The following is a 13,218-nucleotide window of genomic DNA, read 5'->3' as shown; positions in this document are numbered from 1 at the left end:
CTACACCGTGCTGCTGCTCGCCGCGCTGGCCGCCGAAGGAGTGCTGCGAGAGGACGATTCGCTGGCCGCCCATCTGCCGCCCGGGCCGCGGCTGCGGCACGCCGCCTCGCGCCGCATCACACTGCGCCACCTGGCCACCCACACCTCGGGGCTGCCCCGCATCCCCCGCGCGCTGATCCCCGGCGCCCTGCTGCGCCCGTACACCAGCGGCTACGCCCGCTACGACACCGACCGCCTGCTGAGCGCCTTCGCCGCCACCCGGCCCCCGCACCCGGCGGGCCGCCGCTGGATCTACTCCAACTTCGGTGCCGCGCTGCTGGGCGCGGCGCTGGCCCGGGCGGCCGGGGCGGCGTACCCGGCGCTGCTGGGCGACCGGGTGCTGCGGCCCCTCGGACTGACGGGCACCACCCTGCGCCCCGGGCCCCCGGACGCGGACGCCGCCGGGCACCGCGCGGACGGCCGCACCCCCCTGCCGGCCACCGACATGGGCGCCTTCGCCGCCGCCGGGGCCGTCCGGGCCACCCCGCACGACATGCTCGGCTTCCTGGAGGCCCATCTGGACCCCTCCGGTACCCCGTTGAGCGAGGCGCTGAAGACGGTTCAGATCCCGCAGCTGCACCGGGGCGGCCGGCACGGCGAGACGCACACCCTCACCTGGTTCCAGCACCCCGCGCCGGGCGGGCCGCTGCTCTTCCACGCCGGAGCGACCTTCGGGCAGCAGGCGTTCCTCGGCTTCCACCCGGCGTCCGGCACCGGCCTGGCGGCGGCGGCCACCCGCAGGTCCCGGGCCTGCCGGCTGGTACCGGCCGCCTACGACCTGCTCCACGCGCTCGCCGGGGAGGCCGTGCGCTGACCGGGGGCCGGACGCGGGCCGCCCGTCACGGGGTCCGCGCGGGCGGGCCGGACGATAACGCGCGGGGCGCCGGGATCTCGCGGGCCCGCAGCCACGCGGTGGTCTCACCGGGCGGCATGGCGGCGGCCACCAGCCAGCCCTGCACCGCGTCGCAGCCCAGGTCCCGCAGCCGCTCCCAGGTCTCGTCGTCCTCCACGCCCTCGGCGACCACCAGCAGCCCGAGCGAGTGCGCCAGGTCGACGGTGCAGCGCACGATCTCGGCGTCCTCGGTGTCCACGGCGAGCCGCGCCACGAACGAGCGGTCGATCTTCAACTCGCTGACGGGGAGCCGCCGCAGATGCACCAGGGAGGAGTAGCCGGTGCCGAAGTCGTCCAGCGACATCTTCACCCCGTGCCCGGTGAGCCCGGCCAGGGTGTCGGCGGCCTGCTGCGGGTCCTCCAGCAGCACGTGCTCGGTGATCTCCAGCTGGAGCGCCCCGGGCGGTACCCCGTGCCGTGCGAGCCGGGCGGCCACGGCGCCCGCGAAGCCGGGCGAATGGACGTCGCGGGGCGAGACGTTGACGGCGACCGGCACCGTGAGGCCGGCCGCGCGCCAGAGCGCGACCTGGGCGAGCGCGGTCTCCAGCACGTACTCGGTCAGCCGCGGCATCAGGCCGGAGGTCTCCGCGATGGCGATGAACTCGTCGGGAGGGACCCGGCCCCGCTCGGGGTGGGCCCACCGCACCAGCGCCTCCAGTCCGGAGACCGTGCCGTCGAAGCCGACCTTCGGCTGGTAGTGCAGCTCGACCTCGCCGGCGTCCAGGGCGCGCCGCAGGTCGGCCAGCAGCCCGAGGCGGTCGGGGGTGTTGCCGTCGCGGGTGGCCTCGTAGACCTCCACGGCGGTGCGGTCCCGCTTGGCCTCGTACATCGCCACGTCCGCGCGGCGCAGCAGGCCCTCGGCCTCGGTGGCGTGCTCGGGGAAGACGGCGACGCCCGCGCTGGCCTCCAGCACGAGGGTGAGCCCGTCCAGATCGAGGGGCGAGCTGAGGGCGGAGACCAGTCCGCGGGCGATGCGCTGGGCGCTGGTGCTGGAGTCGGCGACGGGCAGCAGCACGGCGAACTCGTCCCCGCCGAGCCGGGCCGCCTCGGCGCCGCGGGGCAGCGCGGCACGGAGGCGTTCGGCGATCTGCAGCAGCAGCCGGTCGCCCGCCAGGTGGCCGAGGGTGTCGTTGACGGAGCGGAAGCGGTCGAGGTCGATGAGGACGAGCGCGGAGCGCGACGAGGTGCGCTCCGCCTCGTCCAGCGCCGCCCAGGCACGCTCCAGCAGCCACAGCCGGTTGGGCAGCCCGGTGAGCGGGTCGCGCAGCTGTTCCTCGGCGCGGGCGCGGGCGATGCGCAGCGTGGAGTCGAGCGCGATCAGCGGCACGGCGAACAGGGGCAGCAGCAGCGGCTTGTGGACGGCGACGACGACGATGAGCGGGGCGATGCCCAGCAGCGCGAGGGCGACCAGGCCCTGCCGCACCAGCGCGGTGCGCAGCGCCGAGGGCAGGCGGCGGGTGCGCGGGGCGAAGCAGAACCACTGCAGGGCGCGGGTGCCCAGCAGGTAGAGGGCGGCGGCGAGCGGGATCCGGCCCACGGCGGCCAGGTCCCACGCGTCCGGCGGCCACGGGTCCTCGACCGAGGGCCGCACCCCGCACAGGGCGAGGCCGAGGCTCGCGGCGCCGATGGCGAGGATGTCGATGGCGCCGTGCACGAACGCCTGCCGCCACCGGTGGCGGCGCGCGGCGCCGACGAGGACGACGACGGCGAGGCTGACCAGCAGCGCGGGCACCCAGCCGTGCAGCAGCAGGATCGCCAGGGTGAGGGCCGGGCCCGAGCCGGTGCCGCCCCACCAGCGGTCCCGGCTCATGGTCACCAGGTGGGCGACGACGCAGCCGGTGAGCACAGCGAAGGCCCACCCCGCGCTGCCGCCGGGGAAGAGCGCGTTCCCCTCCCACAGCACCCGGGCCAGACCGCCGGCCAGCACCGGCGCCGCGACGGCCACGACCAGTGCGGGCAGCAGGGGCGGGCGGGCCGCGATCAGCCGCTGGAGCCAGGGGGGTTCGTCACCCCGCGCACCGCCGTCGGGACCCGTGCCGGGGCCCGCGCCCTCGTTGCCTGCCCGGCCCGAACCGGCCTTCCGTCCCGTCCCGCCCCGGGTGCCGTCCGAGGGCAGGCGGGAGAACGGGGGCCCGGAGCCCCCGGAGAAATCCAGCATCCTGGTCCCTCTCGCAGCCGTCCACGCCTGCCCCTCGCCATGACAGGCGTCAGTGTCAACAGTAGGCCGCCGCCCGGGTGGAGGGGCAGTGATCGGCCGTTGTTGCCTGAATGCGTCTACGCACCCTCCGTCGAACCGACCGGCACCGGCGAGGGGTTGTGCGCCAGGGGACTGTGCCGGGGGCACGAAAGGAGCGGGGCGCGGGTGGCTGAATGTGGCCTGTGCGCGAAGGGCGGCCGGTCCGGGGCGAGTTGGGAATCGCCCCGGACTCGCCCCTGGTGCCCGCCTCCGCGTCAGTCGCCCGCTTCCTCCGCCTGCTCAGGGGTCACAGCGGCCTCGCGCGCCGCGTCGGGCCCCTGCTCCAACAGGACGGCGAATCCGTCATCGTCCAGAATCGGTACCTTCACCTGCACCGCCTTGTCGTACTTCGAGCCGGGGTTCTCGCCCACGACCACGAAGTCCGTCTTCTTGGAGACCGAGCCGGTCACCTTGGCGCCGCGTTCCTGGAGGGCCGATTTCGCGCCGTCCCGGGTGTGGGAGGCCAGGGTGCCGGTGACGACCACGGTGAGCCCCTCCAGCGGACGCGGCCCCTCCTCGCCGGTGGACTCCTCCTCCATCCGGACCCCGGCGGCTCTCCACCGCTCGACGATCTCGCGGTGCCAGTCCTCGGCGAACCACGCCTTGAGGGAGGCGGCGATGGTCGGACCGACGCCCTCGGTGGCGGCCAGCTCCTCCTCGTCGGCCTCGGCGATGCGGTCGAGCGAGCGGAACTCGCGGGCCAGCGCCTCGGCGGCGACGGGCCCCACGTGCCGGATGGACAGGCCGGTGATGATCCGGGCGAGCGGCCGGTCCTTGGCGGCCCGGATGTTCTCCAGCATCGCCAGGGTGTTCTTGCGGGGCTCGCCCTTCTGGTTGGCGAAGAGCGTGACGGTCTTCTCCTCGCCCGTCTTGGGATCGCGCTTGGGCAGCCCGGAGTCCGGGTCCACGACGTACGCGACGATCGGCAGCAGATCCTCCACCGTCAGGTCGAACAGGCCGCCCTCGTCCCGCAGCGGCGGCTCCTTCGGCTCCAGCGGCTGGGTCAGCGCGCTGGCCACCACGTAACCGAAGTGCTCGATGTCCAGGCACTTGCGCCCCGCCAGGTAGAAGAGCCGCTCCCGCAACTGGGCCGGGCAGGAGCGGGCGTTGGGGCAGCGCAGATCGACGTCGCCCTCCTTCATGGGCTGGAGCGGCGAGCCGCACTCGGGGCACTCGGCGGGCATCACGAACTCCCGCTCGGTGCCGTCCCGCAGATCGGCGACCGGGCCGAGGATCTCGGGGATGACGTCGCCCGCCTTGCGCAGCACCACGGTGTCCCCGATCAGGACTCCCTTGGCCTTGACGACGTCCTGGTTGTGCAGCGTGGCGAACTCGACCTCGGAGCCGGCGACCGTGACCGGCTCCACCACCGCGTAGGGGGTCACCCGGCCGGTGCGGCCCACGCCGACGCGGATGTCCACCAGCTTGGTGTTGACCTCCTCCGGCGCGTACTTCCACGCGATGGCCCAGCGCGGCGCCCGCGAGGTGGAGCCCAGCCGGCCCTGGAGGCGGATCTCGTCCAGCTTGACGACGACGCCGTCGATCTCGTGCTCCACCGAGTGCCGGTGCTCGCCGTAGTGGGCGATGAACGCGCGCACCCCCTCCAGGCCGTCCACCACCCTGGCGTGCGCGGAGGTGGGCAGGCCCCACTCGCGCAGCAGATCGTAGGCCTGGGACAGGCGGGAGAAGTCCTCCTTGGCGAAGCCCTCCAGCGCGCCGATGCCGTGCACCACCATGTGCAGCGGACGCGAGGCCGTCACCCGCGGGTCCTTCTGGCGCAGCGAGCCGGCCGCCGCGTTGCGCGGGTTGGCGAACGGCTTCTCGCCCGCCTCCACCAGCCGCGCGTTCAGCTCCTCGAAGCGCTCCATCGGGAAGAAGACCTCGCCGCGCACCTCGACCAGCTCCGGCAGGCGCTCCCCGCTCAACCGCTCGGGGATGTCCGCGATGGTGCGGATGTTGGGGGTGATGTCCTCACCGGTGCGGCCGTCCCCGCGGGTGGCGGCGCGGGTCAGCCGCCCGTGCTCGTAGGTGAGGTTGACGGCGAGGCCGTCCACCTTCAGCTCGCACAGGAAGTGGTAGTCCACCCCCTCCAGCTCGCGGGCGACGCGGTCCGCCCACTCGCCCAGCTCCGCGTCGTCGAAGGCGTTGTCCAGCGAGAGCATCCGCTCGCGGTGGGCGACCTCCGTGAACTCCGTCTCGTAGTGCCCGGCGACCTTCTGCGTCGGGGAGTGAGGGGTGCGCAGGGAGGGGTGCTCCTCCTCCAGTGCCTCCAGCTCGCGCAGCAGCCGGTCGAACTCGGCGTCGCTGACGACCGGCGCGTCCTTGACGTAGTACCGGAAGCGGTGCTCCTCGATCTGCTCGGCGAGGCGCTGGTGCCTCTCCCGCGCCTCGGCAGGGGGTGTCGCATCCTCTTCGCCAGCCACCGTTGGTCCTCCCGTCACTGAGGGTTGTCAGCGAGTGATCGTGCCGCCCGGGCGCAGTGGGCCAGCGCCCGGCGCGCGTACGCGGGCGAGGCGCCGGCGAGCCCGCACGCGGGGGTGACCACCACGGACTCGGCGAGCAGGCCCGGGGACAGCCCGAGCCTGCGCCACAACGACCTGACACCCCCGACGCTACCGGCAGGGTCCGACAGTCCCCCGCCGTCCACGCCCTCCGCCGCCCCGGTGCCCGGCACCAGGCCCGCGAACAGCGTGAGGCCGCCCTCCACGGCCTCCCCGATCGCCTCGTCGTCACGCTGGGTGAGCAGGGAGGCGTCGAGGGAGACGCCGTCCGCGCCCGCCCGGCGCAGCAGTCCGACGGGGACCCCGGGCGCGCACACGTGCACGACCACCGGCCCGTCGTGCACCGCGATCAGGTCGCGCAGGGTGGACTCGACGACGGCGCGGTCCACCGCCGGGTGGGTGCGGTAGCCGCTGGCCGTGGGCACGCCGCCGCGCAGCACGGCCGGGAGGGAGGGCTCGTCCAGCTGGAGCACGGGCGTGGCGCCCGGCACCCTGCGGCGCACCTCGGCCAGGTGCTCCGCCAGCCCCTCGGCGAGCGAGGCGGCCAGGTCGCGCACGGCGCCCGGGTCGCCGAGCATCGCCTCGCCGTTGCGCCGCTCGACCCCCGCGGCGAGCGTCCAGGGGCCGACCGCGGACAGCTTCACCCCGCGCGGCCGGTCCTGCTCGCCGTACCCCTGGGTGAACTCCTCCAGCGCGTCGAGGTCCTCGCGCAGCCAGGCCCGGGAGCGGCGGGTGTCCCGGCCCGGCCGGTCGCTGATCCGCCACCCGCTGGGCTCCAGGTGCACGTACATCTCGGTCAGCAGCCCGGTGGTACGGCCCAGCATGTCCGCGCCGGGCCCCCTGGCGGGCAGTTCCGGGAGGAAGGGCAGGTGCTGCGGCTCCTCGAGGATGCCGGTGACCGTCCTGGCGGCCTCGCGCGCGTCGGTACCGGGCATCGACCCGACGCCGGTCGCCGCCGCGGGGCCCCAGGCGGTGCGTTGTCTCTGGTTGCTCACCCGGGCAGGGTACGGCGACGCCCGCGCCCCCCGTGCGCTGCGGCCCAGGGCGCCCGCCTCCCCTCGCCGCCGGTCGCCGGCCGTCGGGGCACGGCGGGACGGCGGGCCGGCGGGCCGGCGGCGGGAGGACGGGGTTGCGGGGCGCCCTCAGCCGCCCGGCTTCACCGTCAGGTCCGTGAGTTCCGCGCCCCTGGGCAGGTCCAGCGCCGTCAGGATCGTCGTCGCCACCGCCTCCACGGGGATCCACCGGCCGGCGTCGTACTCCCTGCCCTCCTGCCGGTGCACCTTCTCCTGCATCGGCGTCGCGGTGCGCCCCGGGTAGACGGAGGTGACACGGACCCCGCCCGCGGACTCCTCGGCGCGCAGCGCGTCGGCCAGCGCCTTGAGGCCGTGCTTGCTGGCCGCGTACGCGCTCCAGTCCGGGTTCGCGCGCAGCCCCGCGCCGGAGTTGACGAAGACGACATGGCCGCGGGAGCGGCGCAGCTGCGGCAGCAGCAGGCGGGTCAGCTCGGCGGGGGCGACGAGGTTGGCGGCGAGGGTGGCGTTCCACACCTTGGGCGTCAGCTCCCCGACGGTGCCCAGCTCGACGACGCCCGCGATGTGCAGCAGCGAGTCGACGTCCTCGGGGAGCGTCTGGTGCTCGAACGCCCAGGAGAGCCGCTCCGGTTCCCCGAGGTCGCCGACCAGCGTGCGCGCCCCCTCGAACCGGCCCGCCAGCTCCCTGGCCCTCCCGGCGTCCCGGGCCAGCAGGTAGAGGGTGTCGCCCCGCTCCAGCAGGCGCCGGGCCACCTCGGCCCCGATGCCGGAGCCGGCCCCTGTGATCACATGTGTTGCCATGCCCCCATGATCCCGCACCGGCCCGGGACTAGGCGGCGAAGATCGAGTCGAGCCTGTCGTACTCCTCCAGGCACCGGCCCGTGCCCAGGGCGACACAGCCGAGCGGCTCGTCGGCGACCGTCACGGGCATCCCCGTCTCCTCCGACAGGCGCTGGTCCAGGCCGTGCAGGAGCGCCCCGCCGCCGGTCAGGACGATGCCGCGCTCCATGATGTCGCCGTACAGCTCGGGCGGGCACTCCTCGAAGGCGGCCTGGACCGCCTCGACCACGGCGCGCACCGGGCGTTCGAGGGCCTCGCCGATCTCCTCCGGCGTCAGGTGGATGACCTTGGGCATGCCGGTGGTCTTGTCCCGGCCGCGCACGGGCACGAACTCCGCGTGGCCGTAGGCCATCTTGATCTCCTCGGCGGTCCGCTCCCCCACCGCGATCGCGAACTCCCGCTCGATCCAGGAGGCGAGGGCCGCGTCCATCGCGTCCCCGGCGATCCGCGCCGAGCGCGCCACCACCATGCCGCCGAGCGAGATGATGGCGATCTCCGTGCTGCCGCCGCCGATGTCCACGACCATGGAGCCGCGGGCCTCGTGCACCGGCAGCCCGGCACCGATCGCCGCCGCTATGGGCTCCTCGATCAGCCGCACCGAGCGGGCCCCGGCCCGCCCGGCGGTCTGGAGGACGGCGCGCCGTTCGACGCCGGTGACGCCGCTGGGCACGCACACCACGACCCGGGGCGACCGGCCGCGGCCACGGCCCTTGCCGCTGTCGCGGGCCGCGCGGATGAAGTGCCGCAGCATGCCCTCGGTGGCCTCGAAATCGGTGATCACGCCGCCCTTGAGCGGGCGGGTCGCGGTGATGGAACCGGGGGTGCGGCCCACGGCCTGCCGCGCGCGGGCGCCGACGGCCAGGACCTTGCCGGTGTTCGTGTCGATCGCGACGACGGACGGTTCGTTCAGGACCACGCCGCGCCCGCGCTCGTACACCAGGGTGTTGGCCGTACCGAGATCTATGCCGATGTCCCGGCCGCGGAAGGACGATGCCCGGGAAGAGGGGGCGGAAGAGGTGCGCTTAGCCATGTGTACTCGCCATGCTCGGTGCTGTGTTGTACCTCGTGGTACGAGTCGTGCTGAATTGTGGTGCTGCCAGCCGCAGCATACCCAACTGTCCTGTTTGCTGCGGCAGGTGGGCCCCGCCCGCACGGCAGAAATCTGGGGGCGGAAAGACGCTGGTCGGAGCGCGTTTTCCGGACAATCCCGGGCGGGATTCGGCGAGTTGGTGGCATAGATCTCCGGGCGGTGGATAGCTATGCACCGGAGACCACGCGCGGTTCACCGAGCCCAAGCCTGGTGCGTCCTCGGCGACCGCGCCTTGGGCCACCGTCTCTTCTACTGGAGGTTTCGTCATTTCCGCGCGACCGGCTCAGGAATTCGGAGACAACCCCGTCGAGGTCCGGGAAACCGGGCACTACACAGAGGAGTACGTGCCCAGCTTCGTCGAGAAGTGGGACTCCCTCATAGACTGGGAGAAGCGAGCGGAGAGCGAGGGGAATTTCTTCATCGACCTGCTGAGAAAGCGGGGAGTCAAGAGCGTCCTCGACGTCGCCACGGGGACAGGATTCCACTCCGTCCGGCTGCTGGAGGCCGGCTTCGAGACCGTGAGCGCGGACGGCAGCGCCGATATGCTCGCGATGGCCTTCGAGAACGGAATGAAGAACGGCGACCACATCCTGCGGGTCGTCCAGGCCGACTGGCGCTGGCTCAACCGGGACGTCCACGGTGAGTACGACGCCATCGTGTGCCTCGGCAACTCCTTCACGCATCTGTTCTCGGAACGCGACCGGCGCAAGGCGCTGGCCGAGTTCTACGCGATGCTCAAGCACGACGGAATCCTCATCCTGGATCAGCGCAATTACGACGCGATCCTGGACCGCGGCTATTCCAGCAAGCACACCTACTACTACTGCGGCGAGGACGTCGCGGTGGAGCCGGAATACGTGGACGAGGGGCTGTGCCGCATGCGGTACCGCTTCCCGGACAATTCCGTGTACCACCTCAACATGTTCCCGCTCCGCAAGGACTACACGCGGCGCCTCATGTCCGAGGTCGGTTTTCAGCGCATCGAGACATACGGCGACTTCCAGCACACCTACCGGGACGAACAACCCGACTTCTTCGTGCACGTCGCGGAGAAGGAATACCGGATGGAGGATCAGGAGGAAGGCGCATACGGCGGTGCCGTGAATACCGCGCGGAGTTACTACAACTCCCCCGACGCGGACGCCTTCTATTCTTCCGTGTGGGGCGGCGAGGACATCCACGTCGGTATCTACGCGCACCCCGCGGAACCCATCGCGGACGCCAGCCGCCGCACCGTCGAGCGGATGGCCTCCGGGCTCGGACTCACCGAGCGCTCCCGCGTGCTGGACCTCGGCTCCGGCTTCGGCGGCTCGGCCCGCTATCTGGCCGGAACGTACGGCTGCACCGTCCAGGCGCTCAACCTCAGTGAGGTCGAGAACGAGCGGCACCGGCAGCTGAACGCGGCCCGCGGCCTCACCGGCCGGATCGAGGTCGTCGACGGTTCCTTCGAGAGCGTGCCGTTCCCCGACTCCAGCGTGGACGTCGTCTGGTCCCAGGACGCGTTCCTGCACAGCGGCAACCGCATCCGCGTCCTGGAGGAGGTCCGGCGGGTCCTCAGGCCCGGCGGGCAGCTCGTCTTCACCGATCCCATGGCCGCCGACGGCGCCGACCCGGGCGCCCTCCAGCCCATCCTGGACCGCATCCACCTCGACGACATGGGCTCCCCCGGCTTCTACACCCGCGAACTGGCCCGGCTCGGGTTCCTCCCCACCGAGCACGAGGGCGCCACGGGCGGCTTCGAGGACCTGCGCGAGCAGCTCGTCACGCACTACGGGCGCGTTCTGGAGGAGACCGAACGGCAGGAGGCCGAGGGGCTCGCCGCGAAGGTCAGCTCGGACTACCTCGCCCAGATGAAGAAGGGCCTCGCCCACTGGGTGGACGGCGGCACCCAGCACCGCCTCACCTGGGGCATCTTCCGCTTCACCCTCACCAAGGGCTGACGCCCGCCCCGGCCCGGCGCCGCGGGCCCGCCCCTCCCGGATCGCGCGGGGCGGGCGGGCCCGTCCGTCGCGCGGCGCTCAGTCGCTGGTGTACGCGCAGACCACCAGCGTCCGGACCGGGACAGGAGCCCGGGACGCCGCGGAGTCCGGCGACGGGAAGTCTGGCGGCGACGGGAGCGGTGGCGGCGACGGGAGCCGCGGCAGGGACGGCGACGGCTCACCGGACGGCCGGGCGGGGGACGGCGGGTCGGCGGGCCGCCGGGAGGCGCAGCGCGAGTCCCCGCGCCGGACCGCCTCCGCCTCCAGGCCGGGCGACGGTCCCGGTGACGCGCCGGGCGACGGGCGGGCGGACTCGCCGCCCGCGTCGTACCAGCCGAAGGACGGCTCCGGCTCCTCCTGCCACAGCAGGGTCAGACCGCCGCCCGCGACCACGAGCACCGCCCAGACGCCACCCGCCCAGTACCATCCGCGCCGCACGCCCAACACGCCTCCCCTGTGAGCCGGTTGCCCGGCGAGCCAGTGTTCGCGGACCGGCCCGGCGGTTCGCGACCGCCGTAGTGTGTCATGCGGCACAGCGCGGCCCTGGCCGCACCCGCGGCACCGCGTGCCCACCGCCGGGAGGCGGCTCTAGGCTGTCCGGCATGACCTCGACCGCACCCGGCCCCGCCGCACCCTCCCCCATGAACATCTGCGTCTTCTGCTCCGCCGCCGAGCTGGACAGCGTCTACACCGACGCGGCCCGCGAGTTCGCCGAGCTGATCGGCAAGCGCGGGCACAGCCTGGTCTGGGGCGGCTCGGACTCCGGGCTGATGAAGGTCGTCGCCGACGGGGTGCAGGACGCCGGCGGGCGGCTCATCGGCATCTCGGTGGAGTTCCTGCGCGACGTGGCGCGGCCGAACGCCGACGAGATGATCGTCACCGCCGACCTCGCCGAGCGCAAGGCCCTCCTGCTGGACCGCGCCGACGCGATCGTCGTCATGGTGGGCGGCACGGGCACCCTGGACGAGGCGACCGAGATCCTGGAACTGCGCAAGCACGGCATGCACGCCAAGCCCGTCGTGGTGCTGAACACCGCGGGCTTCTACGACGGACTACGACAGCAGATGGCCCGCATGGAGGCCGAGGGCTTCCTGCCCATCCCCCTGGCGGACCTGGTCACCTTCGCGGAGGACGGCCCCCAGGCACTGGAACTGCTGGGGGCGTGACCTCACGCGGGCGGGCCGGCGGCCACAGCCCGGCGATCCGGCCTCCGGCCCCGGCCCGGCACCGTCCCGGGACCCGTGCGGCTCCCAGGGGAAACGGTTCCGGCCCCAGGCGGCACCGCCCCGGCAGCCTGGGCCGGAGCCGTGTCGTGCCGCCGGCCGTTCAGGGGCTAGGCCGCCGGGACGGCCCGCTCCGTGCGGTCGATCGTCGCCGAGCCGACCACCCGGGTGCCCTCGTACAGCACAATCGCCTGGCCCGGGGCGACCCCGCGCTCCGGCGAGGCGAAGCGCACCCGCAGCTCGCCGTCCACCAGTTCCGCCTCGACGGGGGTCTCGGCGCCGTGCGCCCGCAGCTGCGCCGTGTAGGCGCGGGGGCCGCCGGCGGGCGGCTCACCGCACCAGCGGGGGCGTACGGCGGTGAGGGCGGTGACGTCGAGGGAGGAGGCGGGGCCGACGGTGACCGTGTTGTCGACCGGGGAGATGTCCAGCACGTAGCGCGGCTTGCCGTCGGGGGCGGGGTGCCCCAGGCGCAGCCCCTTGCGCTGGCCGATCGTGAAGCCGTACGCGCCCTCGTGGGTGCCCAGCTTGGTGCCGGACTCGTCCACGATGTCGCCCTCGGCCGTGCCCAGCCGGGAGGCGAGGAATCCCTGGGTGTCGCCGTCGGCGATGAAGCAGATGTCGTGGCTGTCGGGCTTCTTGGCCACCGCCAGCCCGCGCCGCTCGGCCTCGGCGCGGATCTCCTCCTTGGTGGTGAGGGTGTCGCCCAGCGGGAACATCGCGTGGGCGAGCTGCCGCTCGTCCAGCACGCCCAGAACGTAGCTCTGGTCCTTGGCGGCGTCACTCGCACGGTGCAGTTCGCGGCGGCCGTCCTGGCGGGTCACAACGGTGGCGTAGTGGCCGGTGCACACGGCGTCGAACCCCAGTGCGAGAGCCTTGTCCAGCAGCGCGGCGAACTTGATCTTCTCGTTGCAGCGCAGGCACGGATTGGGCGTGCGGCCTGCCTCGTACTCCGCCACGAAGTCCTCGACCACGTCCTCGCGGAACCGTTCCGCCAGGTCCCAGACGTAGAACGGGATGCCGATGACGTCGGCGGCGCGGCGCGCGTCGTTGGAGTCCTCGATGGTGCAGCAGCCGCGCGCACCCGTGCGGAACGACTTAGGGTTGGCGGACAGAGCCAGATGCACGCCCGTCACGTCGTGCCCGGCCTCGACGGCGCGGGCCGCCGCGACGGCGGAGTCCACACCGCCGGACATGGCGGCCAGCACACGCAGCGGGCGCGCGGAGGCTGTCCCCCGCGAGGATGCAGTAGTCATAGCGCCCTCCAGGGTAGACGGAACCACCCGGTGGCCCGAACGCGTTGGGGAGCACATGGGACAGGCGGCGGATGAAGGACGAGAGCCCAAGGCCGGTCGGACCCCAGCGGGCGGCCGGGACGGGGGCGGGCGGG

The 13,218-nt window shown here is 73.6% G+C and carries 10 protein-coding genes; 3 read left to right on the top strand and 7 right to left on the bottom strand.

From position 1 onward, the window contains the following. Positions 1-853, top strand: an 853-nt coding sequence (locus tag FM076_RS23740) for a serine hydrolase domain-containing protein (protein WP_243274620.1), incomplete at its 5' end; no start/stop codon positions are given. A gap of 25 nt (positions 854-878) precedes the next feature. Here the strand turns inward: FM076_RS23740 and FM076_RS23735 are convergent. The 5 genes from FM076_RS23735 to FM076_RS23715 all read right to left on the bottom strand — a co-directional run bounded on the left by FM076_RS23735 (position 879) and on the right by FM076_RS23715 (position 8,569). Beyond that, a complete protein-coding gene (locus tag FM076_RS23735; RefSeq protein WP_243274619.1) occupies positions 879-3,089 on the bottom strand; it encodes a putative bifunctional diguanylate cyclase/phosphodiesterase in 2,211 nt (736 codons plus the stop codon). 293 nt (positions 3,090-3,382) lie between these two features. Then, positions 3,383-5,590 (bottom strand): NAD-dependent DNA ligase LigA, encoded by a 2,208-nt coding sequence (ligA, locus tag FM076_RS23730; protein WP_173872966.1) that lies wholly within the window; start codon positions 5,588-5,590, stop codon positions 3,383-3,385. 14 nt (positions 5,591-5,604) lie between these two features. Continuing rightward, positions 5,605-6,663, bottom strand: a complete 1,059-nt coding sequence (locus FM076_RS23725) for a methionine synthase (RefSeq protein WP_173872965.1) — start codon at positions 6,661-6,663, stop codon at positions 5,605-5,607. A gap of 147 nt (positions 6,664-6,810) precedes the next feature. Then, positions 6,811-7,500, bottom strand: coding sequence for an SDR family oxidoreductase (locus tag FM076_RS23720; RefSeq protein ID WP_173872964.1), 690 nt, complete (start codon positions 7,498-7,500; stop codon positions 6,811-6,813). 28 nt (positions 7,501-7,528) lie between these two features. Continuing rightward, on the bottom strand, positions 7,529-8,569 hold the full coding sequence (locus tag FM076_RS23715) for a rod shape-determining protein (RefSeq protein ID WP_173872963.1): 1,041 nt from the start codon (positions 8,567-8,569) through the stop codon (positions 7,529-7,531). Between the two features lie 488 nt (positions 8,570-9,057). Here FM076_RS23715 and FM076_RS23710 point away from each other — a divergent pair, with 488 nt between their 5' ends. Further along, on the top strand, positions 9,058-10,569 hold the full coding sequence (locus FM076_RS23710) for a class I SAM-dependent methyltransferase (RefSeq protein ID WP_173874962.1): 1,512 nt from the start codon (positions 9,058-9,060) through the stop codon (positions 10,567-10,569). A gap of 78 nt (positions 10,570-10,647) precedes the next feature. Here the strand turns inward: FM076_RS23710 and FM076_RS23705 are convergent, their stop codons facing one another. Then, on the bottom strand, positions 10,648-11,046 hold the full coding sequence (locus FM076_RS23705; protein WP_173872962.1) for a hypothetical protein: 399 nt from the start codon (positions 11,044-11,046) through the stop codon (positions 10,648-10,650). Between the two features lie 203 nt (positions 11,047-11,249). Between FM076_RS23705 and FM076_RS23700 the strand changes: the two genes are divergently transcribed. After that, positions 11,250-11,774, top strand: a complete 525-nt coding sequence (locus FM076_RS23700; RefSeq protein WP_173874961.1) for a TIGR00730 family Rossman fold protein — start codon at positions 11,250-11,252, stop codon at positions 11,772-11,774. Positions 11,775-11,941: 167 nt separating this feature from the next. Here the strand turns inward: FM076_RS23700 and mnmA are convergent, their stop codons facing one another. Next, positions 11,942-13,084, bottom strand: coding sequence for a tRNA 2-thiouridine(34) synthase MnmA (mnmA, locus tag FM076_RS23695; RefSeq protein ID WP_173872961.1), 1,143 nt, complete (start codon positions 13,082-13,084; stop codon positions 11,942-11,944). Positions 13,085-13,218 lie beyond the last annotated feature (134 nt).

Origin of the sequence: Streptomyces albus subsp. chlorinus, from assembly GCF_013302895.1 — a bacterium.
Classification (GTDB): Bacteria; Actinomycetota; Actinomycetes; order Streptomycetales; family Streptomycetaceae; genus Streptomyces; species Streptomyces chlorinus.
The sequence above is the reverse complement of the archived record's forward strand: the minus strand, read 5'-3'. Positions and strand labels throughout refer to the sequence as shown.

What these genes read in the sequence shown, in the direction of transcription:
- FM076_RS23715 (WP_173872963.1), bottom strand. Translation starts at nt 8,569, where the DNA reads ATGGCTAAGCGCACCTCTTCCGCCCCCTCTTCCCGGGCATCGTCCTTC.
- mnmA (WP_173872961.1), bottom strand. Translation starts at nt 13,084, where the DNA reads ATGACTACTGCATCCTCGCGGGGGACAGCCTCCGCGCGCCCGCTGCGT.
- FM076_RS23700 (WP_173874961.1), top strand. Translation starts at nt 11,250, where the DNA reads ATGAACATCTGCGTCTTCTGCTCCGCCGCCGAGCTGGACAGCGTCTAC.
- FM076_RS23735 (WP_243274619.1), bottom strand. Translation starts at nt 3,089, where the DNA reads ATGCTGGATTTCTCCGGGGGCTCCGGGCCCCCGTTCTCCCGCCTGCCC.
- FM076_RS23720 (WP_173872964.1), bottom strand. Translation starts at nt 7,500, where the DNA reads ATGGCAACACATGTGATCACAGGGGCCGGCTCCGGCATCGGGGCCGAG.